Origin of the sequence: Limnohabitans sp. Rim8 (assembly GCF_943326455.1) — a bacterium.
Lineage (GTDB): Bacteria > Pseudomonadota > Gammaproteobacteria > Burkholderiales > Burkholderiaceae_C > Limnohabitans_A.
This window is the reverse complement of the sequence record NZ_CALPTI020000001.1, coordinates 255,448-271,161: the sequence shown is the minus strand read 5'-3', so window position 1 is coordinate 271,161 and position 15,714 is coordinate 255,448. Positions and strand designations below refer to the sequence as shown.

Below are 15,714 nucleotides of genomic sequence, written 5' to 3'. Positions count from 1 at the left end.
TGTCTGGGTGAAGGCGAAGTGATCGCCGACATCCAAGTCGTGTCCACCGGCTCTTTGGGTCTGGACATCGCTCTGGGCGTGGGCGGTCTGCCCCGTGGCCGCGTGATCGAGATCTACGGCCCTGAGTCTTCTGGCAAAACCACCCTCACCTTGCAAGTCATATCCGAAATGCAGCGCTTGGGCGGCACCTGCGCCTTTGTCGATGCCGAGCACGCGCTGGACGTGCAATACGCCCAAAACCTGGGCGTCAACCTGCAAGAGCTGCTGGTCAGCCAGCCCGACACCGGCGAGCAAGCCCTGGAAATCGTAGACAGCCTGGTGCGTTCCGGCGCAGTGGACCTGGTTGTCATCGACTCGGTGGCCGCCTTGACCCCCAAGGCCGAAATTGAAGGCGATATGGGCGACAGCCTGCCCGGCTTGCAAGCACGCTTGATGAGCCAAGCCCTGCGCAAATTGACCGCCACCATCAAGAAGACCAATTGCACCGTGATCTTCATCAACCAAATCCGCATGAAGATCGGCGTGATGTTCGGCAGCCCCGAAACCACCACAGGCGGTAACGCGCTCAAGTTCTACGCCTCTGTGCGCCTCGATATCCGCCGCACCGGGACCATCAAAAAGGGTGACGACGCCATCGGCAACGAGACCAAGGTCAAGGTGGTCAAAAACAAAGTCGCCCCACCCTTCAAAACGGCCGAGTTCGACATCCTGTTTGGCGAGGGCATCAGCCGCGAAGGCGAGGTCATCGACATGGGGGTGACCGCCAAGATCGTCGACAAATCGGGTGCTTGGTACGCCTACCAGGGCGAAAAAATCGGCCAAGGCCGGGACAACGCGCGCGAATTTTTGCGTGAAAACCCAGCCTTGGCCCGCGAGATCGAGAACAAAGTGCGCGAATCGTTGGGCATCCGCTTGTTGGAGTCGGCCATTGCCGAACCCAAAGGCGACTGAACGGCGAGAGACCTTGAACAAGCCCGGACTCCAACCTTCGCTCAAAGGCCGCGCCCTGCGGCTTTTGAGCCAGCGCGAACACTCGCGCTCAGAGCTGGAGCGCAAGCTGTCACAGTACGAGGAAGTCCCCGGCGAACTGGCCAAAGCGCTGGACGAATTGCAAGCGCGGGACTTCATCAACGACGGCCGGGCTGTGGACTCGGTGGTCAATCGCCGCTCAGGCAAATTGGGCAGCGCCCGCATCAAACAAGAATTGGCCGCCAAAGGCTTGAGTGGCGAAGCCGTGGCCGAGGCCATGGCAGACCTGAAAGACTCCGAACTGAGCAGGGCGCAAGAAGTTTGGCAAAAAAAATTTGGCTGTGCGCCGCAAGATCCGCAGGCGCGGGCCAAACAAATGCGCTTTTTGCTCAGCCGCGGCTTCAACGCCGAAGTGGTCAGACGCACCGTGCCCGGCACCGAGTGAGCACCTGCACCGGCAGGGCACAAGCGCTTATTCCGCTGACTCGACTTGGCGTGGTGGATGTTTGCTCTTGAGCTCAGGGCTTCAAGTCGAGTGGCACTTGGGCATCGGCCGCCACCTTGGCCCAATGGCGCTCTTCAGCGGCCCGCTCGGCGTACCGGTTGAAACGCCAAGAAGTCCCGTCGACGGTGATGCGGCGCCAAATGGCACGCTTTTCACCCGGGCTCAACTCGATCCACATCTGCACCTCTTCAAAACTGCGCCCACAGCCCTTGCAGGTCTCATCACCTTGGCTGGTGGAACAGATGGCAATACAAGGCGTATCGGGGGTACTGGCATACCAGTCTTGCCAGGCTTGTGCAGCGGCCATGGGCAAGCTGAACTCGTCCGCCAAGTCCTGCCGGTGGTACACCATCAGGCCATACACCTCGGCCAAGGCGCGCAACTCTTGGGGCAGCGCCACCCCGTCCGCAGAAGGATTTTTGCTGCGCCAATGGTTGATGGCAGCTTCGATGTCGGTGATGTGGATGCCGGCCATGGTGGGGAGCTGATGTGGGGAGCGCGATCATAGCCCCAATGGCTGTGTTCAGCGCCCGTGGGCTTGCAACCCCCGCAAGCGCTCTCGGGCATAGCGCAAGCGAACGTCCACAATCGACGCTTCAATGTGCTCCCCTGGCTGCAATCGGCCTTTCAGGGCCACTTCTTGTGCCGCCCGAAAACGGTCAACGGCACCTGACCAATCGAGCCGGGCAGCTTGGGCCTCTCCGGCTGCCCGTAAAGAAGCCAAGGCCTGCCCTTGACCGGACAACAAACCTGACAAGCGGTCCCAAGCTTGCGCATCCAGTGGCGTTTGCTGAACCACTTGGCGCAATTGTGTCTTGACCGTCGACACCCAAGCGTGTTCTGGTAAACGCTGCAAAACCTGCGCCAGCAGCATCAGCTCGGGACGCTGCCAGGTTTGCATGCCCACCTCAGGCGCCAACAACTGCGCCGCCAAAGCCGGGTTGTCTTGACGTTCCGCCACCTCGGCCTGCAACAAACGCCACCACCGAAAAGCCGCCGCGTGCGAAGGCAGGTGCCTTTGCGACTGAAGCAGTGCGCCCAAGGCCTGCAAGTTGCGCTGAGTGGCCGCACCATCACGCAACAACAAATGGGACAAACAGGCCGCATACAGGGCTGCCGCTTGATCTGCAGGCGACGCAGTTGCAGTCAAGGATGCAGGCCCCTGAGTCCAGGCCTTCAGGGCATCCGGACTGTTTTGCGACAACACGCGGGCTCGGGCCGCCATCATGGCGTGAGACATGTCCGGCAAAGGCTTGGGTCCCACCACATTCAACTGTTGGCGTGCCTGCATGTCGGCCATGCGTTCGGTCGTCAAAGGGTGGCTGCGAAGGTAAGGAAATGCACCGCTGTCGTTCAAACCCGAAGCTTGCTGCAGCTTGCCAAACATGCTGACAAAGCCGCCAGGGTCATAGCCCGCATCGACCAAGATGCCGTAACCCACCCGATCGGCCTCCCGCTCCATGTCGCGGGTGTAGCTCAGTTGGTTTTGAATCACTGCAGCCGGACCACCCACAATCAGGGCTTGCGCAGCCTGAGGGCTTTTGCTGGCCGCCAAAGCCCCCAAAATCATCGACCCCACCAAAAAAGGCGTCATCTTGGACTGGTCGCTCATACCGCGTGCAATGTGCCGCTGCGTGACATGGCTCAGCTCATGCGCCAGCACTGACGCCAGCTCATCGGCCGTACTGACCACGGCCATCAGCCCCAAATGCACACCCAGGTACCCTCCCGGCAAAGCAAACGCATTCACGGACCGGTCTCGGCCCAACAAAATGCGCCAAGCAAAGCGCTCTTGCAGCTCAGGCGATAACTCACCGCGTGCCACGGCCGCCCGCACCAAGGGCGTCCACAGCTGCTGGACGTACTCGTCCAGCACCGCGTCTTCCAGATAATCCGGGTCACGGAACAGTTCTCGCGCAATGCGATCGCCCAACTGGCGCTCGGCACTCAAGGAAATGCTTTCGCCATCGCCCAAAGCAGGCAGACCTGTGGTTTGCGCTTGAGAGGCACCCGCGCTCAAGCCGATGGTCAAAGCCATTCCAAGAGCCCACTGAAGTCGACGGTCTGAGCGTTTCAAAGCAATCCATGTCATTGGCAAGCCCCGTATGATGCACGCTTGTTAAAAATCTGTCGTCCACCCAGAAAATCACGCGCATGACCCAAGATGTCCTGACCCACTTTGACGCCCAAGGCCAAGCCCATATGGTCGACGTTGGCAACAAAGCCAGCACCCGCCGAGTGGCCATTGCCCGTGGCGTGATCAACATGCTGCCCGCCACCTTGGCCTTGATCACCTCCGGCTCTGCCAAAAAAGGGGACGTATTGGGGATCGCCCGCATCGCGGGTATCCAAGGCGCCAAAAAAACCAGCGATCTGATTCCCTTGTGCCACCCCATTGGGCTCACACGGGTGGCTGTAGAGTTTGAAGTTCAAGCCGACACATCCAGTGTAGCCTGCACCGCCACCGCTGAAGTCAATGGCCAGACCGGTGTCGAGATGGAGGCCCTGACCGCCGTGCAAGTCGCCCTGCTCACCATTTACGACATGTGCAAAGCCGTGGACCGGGGCATGGTCATCACCGACGTGAAGCTGCTGGAAAAGCACGGTGGTAAATCAGGGAGCTTCGTCGCGCCTGGCTGAAGCGACCCCCGACACGACGGCACCCTGGCGTGACACTCTTTCACTTACCTACCGCTTATTTCATTGCCGGGGTCTTGTTCATGGCCATGCCGTCGGCCTTGTGGTTGTTGCTGCGCCAATTGCCAGCGCGCGGCTTGGCTTTGTGGAGCGCCGGCGGCTTGGTTTTTGGCCTGGGATTGATGCTGCTGGGCTCCAGAAGCGTGCTGCCCGAATGGATGACATACGGCCTGGCCAATGGCCTGGTGTTTTCGGGCACGGCTCTGTGGGTTTTGGCCTTGCGGCGCAAATTGGGCCGCCCCATGTGGGTTTTGGGCTTGGTTCTGTTCAATCTGGTTTTCTGTCTTGTCTACGCGGTGTTCAGCTCCTGGTGGGTCAATCCCACCTGGCGCTTTCTTTGGAGCACCAGCATGGTTTGCGGCATGCTGTTCTGGGTGGCTGGCTTGGCCCGAGAACTGGGGCGGCGCCGCAAAAGCTTCAGCGCCCAAGTGGTGGCCCTGGTGTACATGGCGCTGGGCATACTGATGTCGTTCAGGGCCATCAGCGTCTTACTGGGTCTGACGCAACCGGGGGCCTTGAGTGCCGATGTCTTATCGATGCTGGTCATCACCATGGGCGTGCTGACCTCGGTGGTGGGCAACATCGGGTTTTTAGGCATCGTCATGGAGCGTGTGAATCGCCAATCGCTGGCTTCCGCCAAAGAACAAGCCCGCCAAGAGGAAGCCTCGCGCTTGCTGCGGCAGATCTCTCAACTGGAGCGGCAACGCAGCTTGGGGCAAATGGCCGCCTCACTGGGCCACGAGTTGAGCCAGCCCCTGACCAACCTGCACTTGATCATTGACCGCATGGCCATCGCGCAAGAAAGCCAGGTTGGCCGATCGCTGGCGGATGACCTGCAGGCCTTGCAGCGCAACACCCAAAAGGCCACCGACATCCTGCACCGGATCCGGACCTTCATCCGCACCCAGGACATCCAATTTGAACCGGTCGAATTGGGCCAAGTCATCGCCGATGTGAACAACTTGATCCACGATGGGTCTTTCAACGAGTCGGTGCACATCCAGGTGACCCTGCCCACAGAAAAGGCATGGGTGCTGGGGGATGCGGTTCAGTTGTCCCAAATTTTGCTGAACGTTTTGCGCAACGCCATTGAGGCCACGCATGGGCAGCCAGATCGGCGCATCCACATCACCGTCCGGCGCGAGAAAACCTCGCTCGTCTTGGAGGTGGTGGACAACGGCCCCGGCATGACGCCGGACGTGCTGGCGCAGGTCGCGACCCCGTTTTTCAGCACCAAACCCGATGGCCTGGGGGTGGGGCTGTCCATCGCCCAATCGATTGCCAAACAACACCGGGGCCGCTTGCACATGGACAACGACCCTGACGGCGGGGCCAGAGTCTGTCTTCAATTGCCCGAGTGGCTACCCCACCAGGCAGGCTGACAAGTGCCCGGCGGGCTGGTCATTCGGCCTTGATGTTGGCCGATTTGACGACCGCTGCATAGCGCGACAAATCGCGCGACATGTCGCGGCCAAACTTCTCAGGGCCACCGGGGCTGGCGGTGATGCCCAAGGTCACAAGACGCTCACGCACGGCTGGATCGTTCAGCACCGCGTTCAACTCGTTGTTGAGCCTCTCCACGATGGCCCGAGGTGTTTTGGCTGGGGCCAGCAAGCCCACCCAGGAGTTGATGTCGAAATCGGTCAAGCCCGCTTCAATGAATGTGGGCACATCCGGCAAAGACGGTGCACGCTGGGCGCTGGACACGGCCACCGCATGCAGCTTGCCAGACTTGACGTGCGGAAAAGCACCTGCCACGGCGGTGTAAACCAAGGGAATGTTGCCACCCAGCACATCTGTCAAAGCCTGACCACCGCCTTTGTAGGGAATATGGACCAAGTTGGCACCGGTGCGCTGCTTGAGCAATTCACCCGCGATGTGCGGCGTGCCGCCGGTGCCCGAAGTGCCATAAGACAAGCCACCCGACTGGGTTTTGGACAGGGCAATCACTTCCTGCAGCGTCTTGGCCTTCACGCCGGGGTGCGACACCAAAATCAAAATGGCATCGCCGATTTTGCCAATCGGGGCAAAATCTTTGGCCGTGTCAAAACCCACCTTGGGGAACACATGGGGGTTGATCACCATGGTGCCATCAAAGCCCAGCAGCAAGGTGTATCCATCGGGTTCGGCCGCGGCCACCATTTGCGTGCCGATGTTGCCCGAGGCACCGGGCTTGTTGTCAACCACCACCTGCTGGCCCAGCCGCTTTGACAACTGCTCAGCGATCAGGCGACCGCTGGTGTCGGTCACACCACCGACCGCAAAGGGCACCACCAAGCGAATCGGTTTGGCGGGGTAGGCCGCTTGGCCAGCGGCCGTGGTGACGCTGAGCGCCAAGCCGCCGCAAGTCGCCGCCATCAAAGCCGTGCTCAGCGTGGTTTTGAGCCACTGACGGCGAAGTGGGGTCACAGTTTTATTCATGCAGGTCTCCTGGTCGTTTTTAAAAATAGCTTTGGGGACTGACGTTCAGTCGTTTTCAGCGTAACGCTTTTCAAAAGCCCACACGTCTTCAAAACCCATGAGTTGGGTCAGGTCGGCAAAGTCATACAAAGGCGTGCTGCCCTTCGCCGATGAGCCCGTGTCCTTGAACTGCTGGTAAACCTGCGTCATGGCCTGCACACCGGCCAGCAAGGCCGTCACCGGAAAGATGGCCAACTTGTAGCCCAAGGCTTCCAACTCGGGGCGGGTCAGCACCGGGGTGCGGCCTTTTTCAACCATGTTGGCCACCAAGGGCACGTCCAAGCTTTGGCCGATGCGGCGCATCTCTTCTTCGGACTCGGGCGACTCGACAAACAAAATGTCAGCCCCCGCTTTGGCATAAGCCTCGGCGCGGCGCAGGGCTTCGTCCAGGCCCAATGTGGTGCGGGCGTCGGTGCGGGCGATGATCAAAAAATCTTTGGATTCGCGCGAGTCCACTGCCACCTGAATTTTGCGCACCATGTCGGCCATGGGGATGACACGGCGGCCCGGCGTGTGACCGCATTTTTTGGGGAACTCCTGGTCTTCGAGCTGGATAGCGCAAGCACCTGCGGCTTCGTAGCCCCGGATGGTGTGGCGCATGTTGAGCAGGCCGCCGTAGCCGGTGTCGGCGTCGGCAATCAGCGGGGTGCGGGCCATGCCCGCCATGGCCGTGACGCGCCCCACCATGTCGCTGTAAGTGGCCAAGCCTGCATCGGGCAAGCCCATGTGCGAGGCCACGGTGCCGTAGCCGGTCATGTACAGCGCATCAAAGCCAAAACTGTCGGCCAGGCGCAATGACACCATGTCGAACACGCCGGGGGCGACCACCAGGCCAGGTTGCTTCAAACGCGCACACAGCGCAGAGGTTTTATTGTTCATGACACCAGGCACTTGCAAGAGTGATTAAATGGACAGATTCAGAACATTGATTTCATCAGAAGAGCCCCTCATGGACCTGCACCTAAGCGACAAGCACATCCTCATCACCGGCGGCAGCAAAGGCATTGGCCTGGCTTGTGCGCAGGGCTTTTTGGCCGAAGGCGCCCGCGTGAGCTTGGTCTCGCGCGACAGCGCCAACCTGGCGCGGGCACAACAGCAACTGCTGGCAACCTGCCCCGGCGCACGCGTCCACACCGTGGCCGCCAATTTGCGCGACGCATCGGCTGCACTCGCGGCCCTGGACTCAGCCGAAACCGCATTCGGTCCGGTCGACGTGTTGGTCAACTCGGCCGGCGCGGCCAAGCGCACCCCAGCCCCCGAACTCACGCCCGAGGCTTATGCCGATGCGATGCAGGCCAAGTACTTCACCTATGTCCACATGATCACACCGACCATCCACCGAATGGCTGCACGCGGTCAGGGCGCGGTGGTCAACGTGGTGGGCAATGGCGGCAAAGTGGCCAGCCCGATCCACCTGCCCGGTGGCGCGGCCAATGCGGCGCTGATGCTGGTGAGCGCCGGTCTGGCCGCCGCCTACGGCGCGCAAGGCATCCGAGTGAACGCGGTCAATCCAGGCCTGACCTTGACCGACCGCCTGCACGAAGGCTTTGCGGCCGATGCCCGCTTGAAGGGGCTGAGTCCCGACGAAGTCATGGCGCAATCGGTGGCCAAAATACCGCTGGGCCGCCTGGCCGATCCCGAAGAAATCGCCAACGCGGTTCTGTTTTTGGCATCCAGCAAAGCCAGCTATGTCACCGGCATTTGCATGAGCATGGACGGGGCTTTGAACCCGATGGTTGTATGAAAATTTTGACCGCAAGCCGAAGCCTGGCACTGGCATGGGCCTGTGTGCTCAGCATGCCGGCGCAAGCCGAGCTGCCTCCCCTGAAAACCGTGGCTGCGGTGGATGTGCCCCGCTACATGGGCACATGGCACGAAATCGCCAAATACCCCAACTGGTTTCAAAGAAAGTGCGCCAGCAGCACGCAGGCCAACTACAGCCTGCAGCCGCAAGGTCAACTTCAGGTGCTCAACCGCTGCAAAACAGCCAAGGGCGAGTGGACCGAAGCCTTGGGGGCCGCACGGCAAATCGGCGGGCCGACATCGGCTCAGCTGAAGGTGCGTTTTGCCCCAGCGTGGCTGTCCTTCATTCCCATGGTCTGGGGCGATTACTGGATCATCGATCTGGACGCCGATTACCAATGGGTGGTCGTGAGCGAACCCAAGCGCGACTATTTGTGGATCTTGTCACGCACACCCCAAATGCCTGCCGCCACGTACCAAGGCTTGCTGGCCAAGCTGGACAAGCTGGGCTTTGACCTGAAACGGATTGAAGCCAGCCAGCCTTGAGGACGTCTGGCTGGGATGGGGCTCAATGCGCCGCTTCGGCCAAGCGCACCTGGTTGGCCTCGCTGGTTTGCAGCCAGCCTTGGCTCGCAGCATCTTGGGCCAGTTGAGCGATCAAGGCGCGGGCGTCTGCATTGACCATGGCCACGGGTTGCAAGCGCAAAGCCGCATCTGAAAAGTGGTGCACCACTTCGGCCACGTCATTGGCGTCCAGCGCCGAAGGCTTGAAAACCGGCGTGCAACGCACCTTTTGGCCCAGCGCCCGGTAAAACACCGCCGCCAAATGGGCCGATGCACCGTACACGCTGCGCAGCTGGCCTGCCGCCGTGACACGCAGGGTGTAGCCATACTTGCCCTTGACGCATTCGGCCTCGGTGATGTCTTTCAAAGCAAAGTGGTGCACCAAGTTGCCCGTGTCGCTTTCTGAGACCAACAACTGCTGATCGGTCAACAACCACAGGCCACGCCCTGCCAGCACGACACGGCCCAATACATACGCCAAAACCCGCTCGGTGGGCTGGATGTGGTCACGCATTTGGTCCACATCGGCTTGCTTGAGCAACTGAGAACCATAAGGATTTTGACCCTCGATCAAGAGTTCGCTCAGTTCATTGCCATTCTTCAAAAAATCCAGCCAAGCCATCGGGTGTCTCCAAATTAAGGTGCGCATGTTCGTGCATGACCCGACATCCAAGCCGGGTTCACTCTGAATGGTCCTGATAGACACATGGTTATTGGTCACCGCCAAAGACCCAAACCCAGCCTGAGCCCACGGCCTTTCAGGGTGGCCGTGCAATCCATGGCGCAGTACCACACACTGGCAGCTCTTTGAGTACCCATGGGCCCATGACACCACCTTCTTTGATCCAGGCGCTCTTGACGGCCGTACAGCCTTCAACCGCCAACCCGGCGCCAGCGCGGTGCAGCTTAGGCTCTCACATGGCTGAGCGGGTGCGCGCGCACCTGTCGGCGCAGCTCAAAGAGCAGCTGGGTCAGCGCGTGCGGTCCATGACCGGGGCCACAGGGGATGCACGGGACTTTTTAGAGCCCGCAGGCGACCCTGGCTTGTTCGGTCCGGACTCGGCGGCTTGGCAGGTGCACGCGCACTTTGTGGCCATGATGACCGGAGGCTTGTCATCGCTGATGTTGCAAGCGCTGCACCCGCAGGCTTTGGGCGCCGTGTGGGACCACTCGCGTTTTCGCACCCAACTGCAGGCGCGGCTGGGACGCACAGCCTTGTTTGTGGCCACCACCACCTATGGCGGCACGGCTGCGGCTTTGCAAAGCATCGAGCGGGTCAACCGCATCCACGCCCAAATTCGTGGCCAGTTGCCAGACGGCACGCCCTACGTGGCCAACGACCCCGAACTGATCAGATGGGTCCACTTGGGTGAAACCACCAGTTTTTTGCGGGCCTACCAAGACCTGTCGCTGCAGCCCCTGAGCGCAAACCGGCAGGACCAATACTTTGCAGAAATGGCTCAGGTGGGTCACCGCCTGGGTGCACATGGCTTGCCCATGAGCCGACACCAAGCCTTGACGCAGTTGCAAGACTTTCGCCCGCAATTGCGGGCCGACGAACGCACACGCGAAACACTGCACCTGATTGAGAACTACCCCTGCGAGCCCCTGGATCGACCTTTGGTCACACTGATCGTGCGCGCCGCCTTGCAGATGCTGCCCGACTGGGCGCTGGACATGCTGGAGCGCGAACGCCGCTGCTCACTGGAACAAACCGCTGTGCGCACCGCCCTGCAAGGCATGGGCGCCTCGCTGGCCTGGGCCTTTGCCGACACGGGTGTGGCCGCTCGCGCCCACCAACGGATGCAGGCGCCGCCATAGGCCGCGGGTTAACACTGGGACAGCCGCGGTCGATGCAACCGTCACGGGCGCTGAATCGTCTCCAGGTATTTGAGCAAAGACACAATGCGGTTGCGCGCCGACCATTCGGCAATGGTGGCCGAATCCCCCGGTTGCGTCATGGCGCGGGCCTTGAATTCTTGGCCCCACACCGGCATTTCACGCGATCCGTGGGGCCCGCCATCGCCCGACCAACGGCCATCGATCACCTCCCACATCAGCTCTTGCGGGAACTTGCCGCCATGCCTTTGGGTGATGGTCGTCAAATCTGAAGGTGGCTTGACCAGGAAAGACTGCACCGGACCATCGCCTCGGCCAGAATGGCCATGGCAACTGGCACAGTTGTCTTTGAAATCGGCCCTGCCCAAACCCACCGATGTTTGTGCCCATGACGATGCGGTGACGCTGAGCAAGCTGGCCACGACGCAGTGACAAATGTTTTGTTTGTTCATACAGGCTCCTGTTGTTTTGCAAGAGCCAGATCATCCAAAAACTCAGGGTTTCAGTCTGTGCGATGGCGCACCAAATGGGTCTGAAAATCAAAATCCCCCAGCCCTGTCTAGGCCGTTCAATTCAGGGTACCGCCCGTTTGCCTCAAGTCGCTCAGGCCCTGCTGTCGGTGGGCCACCAAAAGCGTCAAGGCCTGCCGCACCCCGGCCACTTGCAGGCTCGCGGGCCAACTGGGTAAGCTCGGGCCAGGCCAGTGGGCGGCCTGCTCTGGTAACAGGGGCAGGTGCATGAAGCCGCTGTGTACACCTTGACCCGCCAAAGCGTGTTGCAAACCATAAAACACCTGGTTGCACACAAAAGTGCCTGCCGTTTGGGACACCGAAGCCTGGAAACCACTCGCACGCAAACCGGCCACCAGAGACTTGATGGGCAAAGTGCTGAAGTACGCCGCAGGGCTACCTGCGATCACCGGCATGTCAATCGGCTGCGCCCCGGCGTTGTCGGGGATGCGCGCATCCATCACATTGATGGCCACACGCTCCACCGACAAATCACACCGTCCCTCCGCCTGCCCCAGCGCCAGCACGATGTCGGGTGTGTGCTGCGTCAGCGCTTGCTGCAAAGCGGGCAGGGCTTGGTCAAACACGCAGGGCAGCTGAGCCGCGGTAACCTGAGCACCTTGCGAACCTGGCAATGGCAGACCGTGCAAGGCACGCGCCACCTCCCAAGACGGGTTGAGGCTTTGACCGCCAAAGGGCTCGAAGCCGGTGAGCAGGATGCGCATCAAGGATGCGCCTGTCAGGCGTTGAAGATCGACACCGTCTTGGTGTTCAGGTAAGCCTCCAACGCCTCGGGGCCACCTTCGGAGCCGTAGCCTGAATCCTTGACGCCGCCAAAGGGCAACTCAGGCCATGGCGCCGCGGGCTGGTTGACCCACAGCATGCCCACGTCCAGGCGCTGGCTGAGCTGGTGCATGGTTTTCATCGAGTTGGTGAAGGCATAACCGGCCAAGCCGAAAGGCAAGCGGTTGGCTTCGGCCATCGCATCTTCGATGTTTTCGAAACTGCGGATGGCCGCGATGGGGCCAAAGGGCTCGTTGACCACCACATCGGCGTCCAGCGGCACATGCGAGAGCACTGTGGGCGCAAAGAAGTTGCCTTGTGTGCCGATGCGCTCACCGCCGGTGAGCACCTTGGCGCCTTTGGCGCGGGCGTCCTGCACGATGGACTGCATGGCCGCCAAACGGCGCTCGTTGGCCAATGGCCCCATCTGTGTGCCTGCCATCATGCCATCGCCCACCTTCAGCGCCTGCGCTTGCGCAGCAAATGCTTCAGCAAAGGCATCGGCAATTTTGTGGTGCACCAAAAAGCGGGTGGGCGAGATGCAGACCTGGCCCGCGTTGCGGAACTTGGCCGCACCGGCGGTTTTCAGGGCCAACGCAATGTCTGCGTCTTCGGCCAGGATGACCGGCGCGTGGCCGCCCAGCTCCATGGTCACACGCTTCATGTGCTGACCCGCCAAGGCGGCCAGTTGCTTGCCCACGGGCGTAGAACCCGTGAACGTGATCTTGCGGATCAGCGGGTGCGCGATCAGGTAATTCGAAATCTCAGCGGGCGTGCCATACACCAGGCCAATCACGCCAGCAGGCACGCCCGCATCGTGAAAGGCGCGGATCAACTCAGCGGGCGCGGCAGGGGTTTCTTCCGGAGCCTTGACGATGATCGAGCAACCTGTTGCCAGTGCGGCCGACATCTTGCGCACCGCTTGGTTGACGGGAAAATTCCAAGGCGTGAAGGCAGCGACCGGTCCCAAGGGCTGTTTGAGCACTTGCTGCTGCACGTTGATGTTGCGTGGCGGCACGATGCGTCCATACACACGGCGGCCCTCTTCGGCAAACCACTCGATGATGTCGGCCGCCGACATGGCCTCGACCTTGGCTTCGGCCAAGGGCTTGCCTTGCTCTTGGGTGAGCAACTCGGCAATTTGCGGGGCGCGTTCGCGCATCAAGGCAGCGGCCTTGCGCAACACAACGCTGCGCTCGTTGGCCGGCGTATCGCGCCAAATCTCAAAGCCCTTTTGCGCCGCTTGCGCTGCACGCTCTAGATCGGGAATGCCCGCATGGGCCAATCGGCCAATTTCGTTGCCAGTGGCGGGATTGAACACGGCCAAAGTGCGACCGCCTTCGGCATCGCACCATTGGCCATCGATGAAAAGTTGAGTATTGGGATAAGTCATGGCGGATTCCAGTCGAAAAACAGAGGTCAAAAGGTGGGCAGATTGTGGCTTGAAACGCCGGTATTGGGGTAAGTCAGTAGGCCAGCACCCGATTAACTCGTCATACCATCAGACCAACACATTCACCAGCCACGGCCGGTCTTGTTCATTTTCAGAAAGAAAGCATGACTTCTATTGCATTGTTGGGTGCAGGCGGCAAGATGGGCGCCCGTTTGGCCAAAAACCTCCAAGGCTCGGCGTTTGAAATTCGCCACGTCGAAGTCAGCGCCGCAGGCCAACAGCGCCTGAAAGACGAGCTGGGCATAGCCTGCTGCAGTTTGGACGACGCCCTGCGAGGTGTAGACGCCGTGATCTTGGCCGTGCCTGACACCCTGATCGGGCGCATCGCAGCCGAGATTTCGCCCCAACTGGCACCCGGCACCATGGTCATCACCCTGGATGCCGCAGCCCCCTTTGCCGGACATCTGCCCAAGCGGGACGATTTGGTTTACTTCGTCACCCACCCCTGCCACCCCAACATCTTCAACCCCGAAGTCCATGTGGCCGGTGCTCCGGACTATTTCGGCGGCATCCGGGCTTCGCAATCCATCGTGAATGCCCTGATGCAAGGCCCCGAAGCCTCTTATGACTTGGGCGAATCGATTGCCCGCTTGATTTACCAACCCATCGAGCGCTCGTACCGGGTCACCGTGGAACAAATGGCGCTGCTGGAGCCCGGCTTGTCCGAGACGGTCTGCGCCACTTTGCTCGATGTGATGCGCGAAGCCATGGATGAGGTGGTGGCACGCGGCGTGCCACCAGACGCTGCGCGTGACTTTTTGCTGGGCCACATGACGATTTTGTCGGCCGTTATCTTCAAGCAGGTGCCAGGCCAGTTTTCTGACGCATGCAACAAGGCCATCACCTATGGCAAACCCCGTTTGATGCGCGACGACTGGAAGAAGATTTTTGACCGCCAAGAAATTGCTGACAGCATCCAGCGCATCACCTGAAACAGGCCAAACCATGACCTCCAGAATCGTGGCCCAGTACTGGCTTGAAACCGGTGACGATCCCTGGCGGGCCGCCGAGACCATTGCAGGCGAGCAGTCCAGCGGGACTTTTTTGAAGCTGGCCAATGAAACGCCTGAACTCAAAGAGCGCTCAGGCGCACGCATTGAGGCCTTGGACATCCTCGAGGTGGTGGACCGCCCCAGCCTGCCCGGCGGCATGGTGTCTGAGCGGTACACACGCTGCCTGCTCACTTTGTCGTGGCCTCTTGAAAACATGGGCCCTTGCTTGCCCACCTTGATGTCCACCGTGGCCGGCAATTTGTTTGAACTGCGCCAAGTCTCGGGCCTCAGGCTTTTGTCGCTGCAACTGCCCGATGCCTTTGCCAAAGCCTACTTGGGCCCGGCTTTTGGCATCGACGGCACCCGGCGCATGAGCGGCGTGCGCCAAGGGCCACTGATCGGCACCATCATCAAGCCCAGCGTCGGCCTGAGCCCCGATGAAACCGCTGAGCAAGTCAAGATGCTGGTGGACGGTGGCATTGACTTCATCAAAGATGACGAACTGCAAGCGGATGGCCCGCACTGCCCTTTTGAAGAACGGGTCACCGCCGTCATGCGCGTGGTCAACGCCGCAGCAGATCGCACCGGGCGCAAAGTGATGGTGGCTTTCAACCTGACGGGTGACCTCGACCAAATGCGCCACCGCCACGACTGGGTGCTGAAACATGGCGGCACCTGCGTGATGGCCTGCGTCCAATCGGTGGGGCTGGTGGGCCTGAACGCTTTGCGCCGCCACAGCGCCTTGCCCATCCACGGACACCGTGCGGGCTGGGGCTACCTCAGCCGCAGCCCAGCACTGGGTTGGGATTTTGCAGCTTGGCAATCGGTGTGGCGTCTGGTGGGCGTGGACCACCTGCACGTCAACGGCCTGCGCAACAAATTCAGCGAAAGCGACGACACCGTCATCGCCTCGGCGCGGGCCGTGACACGGCCCCTGTTTCAAGACCTGCCCATGGCCGCCATGCCGGTGTTCAGCTCAGCCCAAACCGGCTTGCAGGCGCACGACACCTTCAAGGCGCTGGGCCACGCCGACTTGCTGTGCACCGCTGGGGGCGGCATTTTTGGTCACCCCCAAGGCGTGGCTGCGGGTGTGGCTGCGCTGCGCGAAGCCTGGGACGCTGCCCAAGCGGGCATCGACCTCAAGGTCTATGCCGCCACGCGCCCAGCTTTGCAAAGCGCCCTCGGTTTTTGGTGACTGAG

At 60.9% G+C, this 15,714-nt stretch carries 17 protein-coding genes; 9 read left to right on the top strand and 8 right to left on the bottom strand.

From position 1 onward, the window contains the following. Together recA and recX are read left to right on the top strand one after the other, a co-directional pair. On the top strand, positions 1–951 hold a 951-nt coding region (gene recA, locus Q1M54_RS01305), incomplete at its 5' end, for a recombinase RecA (protein WP_300552787.1). Positions 952–964: 13 nt separating this feature from the next. Continuing rightward, positions 965–1,414: a recombination regulator RecX gene (recX, locus tag Q1M54_RS01300; protein WP_300552784.1), complete on the top strand. Its 450-nt coding sequence runs from the start codon at positions 965–967 to the stop codon at positions 1,412–1,414. 73 nt (positions 1,415–1,487) lie between these two features. On the opposite strand, the gene Q1M54_RS01295 is transcribed toward recX, so the two are convergent. Together Q1M54_RS01295 and Q1M54_RS01290 are read right to left on the bottom strand one after the other, a co-directional pair. After that, complete coding sequence (locus Q1M54_RS01295; RefSeq protein ID WP_300552782.1) at positions 1,488–1,949, bottom strand: DUF3717 domain-containing protein; 462 nt, start codon at positions 1,947–1,949, stop codon at positions 1,488–1,490. A 48-nt stretch (positions 1,950–1,997) separates the two neighbouring features. After that, the gene (locus Q1M54_RS01290) at positions 1,998–3,512 is read right to left on the bottom strand and encodes a M48 family metalloprotease (RefSeq protein ID WP_300552779.1); all 1,515 of its coding nucleotides are present in this window, start codon (positions 3,510–3,512) and stop codon (positions 1,998–2,000) included. Between the two features lie 116 nt (positions 3,513–3,628). On the opposite strand from Q1M54_RS01290, the gene moaC reads away from it, so the two are divergent. Continuing rightward, positions 3,629–4,114 (top strand): cyclic pyranopterin monophosphate synthase MoaC, encoded by a 486-nt coding sequence (gene moaC / locus Q1M54_RS01285; protein WP_300552776.1) that lies wholly within the window; start codon positions 3,629–3,631, stop codon positions 4,112–4,114. A 29-nt stretch (positions 4,115–4,143) separates the two neighbouring features. Next, complete coding sequence (locus Q1M54_RS01280; RefSeq protein WP_300552773.1) at positions 4,144–5,553, top strand: ATP-binding protein; 1,410 nt, start codon at positions 4,144–4,146, stop codon at positions 5,551–5,553. A 19-nt stretch (positions 5,554–5,572) separates the two neighbouring features. Here the strand turns inward: Q1M54_RS01280 and Q1M54_RS01275 are convergent, their stop codons facing one another. Continuing rightward, on the bottom strand, positions 5,573–6,529 hold the full coding sequence (locus Q1M54_RS01275; RefSeq protein ID WP_300552811.1) for a tripartite tricarboxylate transporter substrate binding protein: 957 nt from the start codon (positions 6,527–6,529) through the stop codon (positions 5,573–5,575). Positions 6,530–6,637: 108 nt separating this feature from the next. Then, positions 6,638–7,510 (bottom strand): isocitrate lyase/PEP mutase family protein, encoded by an 873-nt coding sequence (locus Q1M54_RS01270; protein WP_300552770.1) that lies wholly within the window; start codon positions 7,508–7,510, stop codon positions 6,638–6,640. A 70-nt stretch (positions 7,511–7,580) separates the two neighbouring features. Between Q1M54_RS01270 and Q1M54_RS01265 the strand changes: the two genes are divergently transcribed. Together Q1M54_RS01265 and Q1M54_RS01260 are read left to right on the top strand one after the other, a co-directional pair. Next, positions 7,581–8,375, top strand: coding sequence for an SDR family oxidoreductase (locus Q1M54_RS01265; protein WP_300552768.1), 795 nt, complete (start codon positions 7,581–7,583; stop codon positions 8,373–8,375). Further along, the gene (locus tag Q1M54_RS01260; RefSeq protein ID WP_300552766.1) at positions 8,372–8,920 is read left to right on the top strand and encodes a lipocalin family protein; all 549 of its coding nucleotides are present in this window, start codon (positions 8,372–8,374) and stop codon (positions 8,918–8,920) included. The genes Q1M54_RS01265 and Q1M54_RS01260 overlap by 4 nt, the downstream gene beginning before the upstream one ends. A 22-nt stretch (positions 8,921–8,942) precedes the next feature. On the opposite strand, the gene Q1M54_RS01255 is transcribed toward Q1M54_RS01260, so the two are convergent. Next, positions 8,943–9,560, bottom strand: coding sequence for a hypothetical protein (locus Q1M54_RS01255; protein WP_300552764.1), 618 nt, complete (start codon positions 9,558–9,560; stop codon positions 8,943–8,945). A gap of 203 nt (positions 9,561–9,763) precedes the next feature. Between Q1M54_RS01255 and Q1M54_RS01250 the strand changes: the two genes are divergently transcribed. Then, positions 9,764–10,759 (top strand): oxygenase MpaB family protein, encoded by a 996-nt coding sequence (locus Q1M54_RS01250; RefSeq protein WP_300552761.1) that lies wholly within the window; start codon positions 9,764–9,766, stop codon positions 10,757–10,759. Between the two features lie 41 nt (positions 10,760–10,800). Here the strand turns inward: Q1M54_RS01250 and Q1M54_RS01245 are convergent, their stop codons facing one another. From Q1M54_RS01245 to Q1M54_RS01235, 3 genes are all read right to left on the bottom strand, one after another. Next, positions 10,801–11,229, bottom strand: coding sequence for a c-type cytochrome (locus tag Q1M54_RS01245; RefSeq protein WP_300552759.1), 429 nt, complete (start codon positions 11,227–11,229; stop codon positions 10,801–10,803). Between the two features lie 116 nt (positions 11,230–11,345). Further along, entirely contained in the window at positions 11,346–12,014 is a 669-nt protein-coding gene (pcp, locus tag Q1M54_RS01240; RefSeq protein WP_300552756.1) for a pyroglutamyl-peptidase I, read from the bottom strand. Between the two features lie 11 nt (positions 12,015–12,025). Beyond that, a complete protein-coding gene (locus Q1M54_RS01235) occupies positions 12,026–13,462 on the bottom strand; it encodes an NAD-dependent succinate-semialdehyde dehydrogenase (protein WP_300552753.1) in 1,437 nt (478 codons plus the stop codon). Positions 13,463–13,626: 164 nt separating this feature from the next. On the opposite strand from Q1M54_RS01235, the gene Q1M54_RS01230 reads away from it, so the two are divergent. Together Q1M54_RS01230 and Q1M54_RS01225 are read left to right on the top strand one after the other, a co-directional pair. Next, a complete protein-coding gene (locus Q1M54_RS01230) occupies positions 13,627–14,454 on the top strand; it encodes a phosphogluconate dehydrogenase C-terminal domain-containing protein (RefSeq protein ID WP_300552751.1) in 828 nt (275 codons plus the stop codon). A 13-nt stretch (positions 14,455–14,467) separates the two neighbouring features. Next, positions 14,468–15,709, top strand: coding sequence for a ribulose-bisphosphate carboxylase large subunit family protein (locus Q1M54_RS01225; protein ID WP_300552748.1), 1,242 nt, complete (start codon positions 14,468–14,470; stop codon positions 15,707–15,709). Positions 15,710–15,714 lie beyond the last annotated feature (5 nt).

Bases quoted from the DNA above. Each gene is read 5' to 3' on its own strand.
- Q1M54_RS01295 (WP_300552782.1), bottom strand. From the start codon at position 1,949: ATGGCCGGCATCCACATCACCGACATCGAAGCTGCCATCAACCATTGG.
- Q1M54_RS01290 (WP_300552779.1), bottom strand. From the start codon at position 3,512: ATGGCTTTGACCATCGGCTTGAGCGCGGGTGCCTCTCAAGCGCAAACC.
- moaC (WP_300552776.1), top strand. From the start codon at position 3,629: ATGACCCAAGATGTCCTGACCCACTTTGACGCCCAAGGCCAAGCCCAT.
- Q1M54_RS01275 (WP_300552811.1), bottom strand. From the start codon at position 6,529: ATGGCGGCGACTTGCGGCGGCTTGGCGCTCAGCGTCACCACGGCCGCT.
- Q1M54_RS01270 (WP_300552770.1), bottom strand. From the start codon at position 7,510: ATGAACAATAAAACCTCTGCGCTGTGTGCGCGTTTGAAGCAACCTGGC.
- Q1M54_RS01265 (WP_300552768.1), top strand. From the start codon at position 7,581: ATGGACCTGCACCTAAGCGACAAGCACATCCTCATCACCGGCGGCAGC.
- Q1M54_RS01260 (WP_300552766.1), top strand. From the start codon at position 8,372: ATGAAAATTTTGACCGCAAGCCGAAGCCTGGCACTGGCATGGGCCTGT.
- Q1M54_RS01255 (WP_300552764.1), bottom strand. From the start codon at position 9,560: ATGGCTTGGCTGGATTTTTTGAAGAATGGCAATGAACTGAGCGAACTC.
- Q1M54_RS01250 (WP_300552761.1), top strand. From the start codon at position 9,764: ATGACACCACCTTCTTTGATCCAGGCGCTCTTGACGGCCGTACAGCCT.
- Q1M54_RS01245 (WP_300552759.1), bottom strand. From the start codon at position 11,229: ATGAACAAACAAAACATTTGTCACTGCGTCGTGGCCAGCTTGCTCAGC.
- Q1M54_RS01235 (WP_300552753.1), bottom strand. From the start codon at position 13,462: ATGACTTATCCCAATACTCAACTTTTCATCGATGGCCAATGGTGCGAT.
- Q1M54_RS01230 (WP_300552751.1), top strand. From the start codon at position 13,627: ATGACTTCTATTGCATTGTTGGGTGCAGGCGGCAAGATGGGCGCCCGT.
- Q1M54_RS01225 (WP_300552748.1), top strand. From the start codon at position 14,468: ATGACCTCCAGAATCGTGGCCCAGTACTGGCTTGAAACCGGTGACGAT.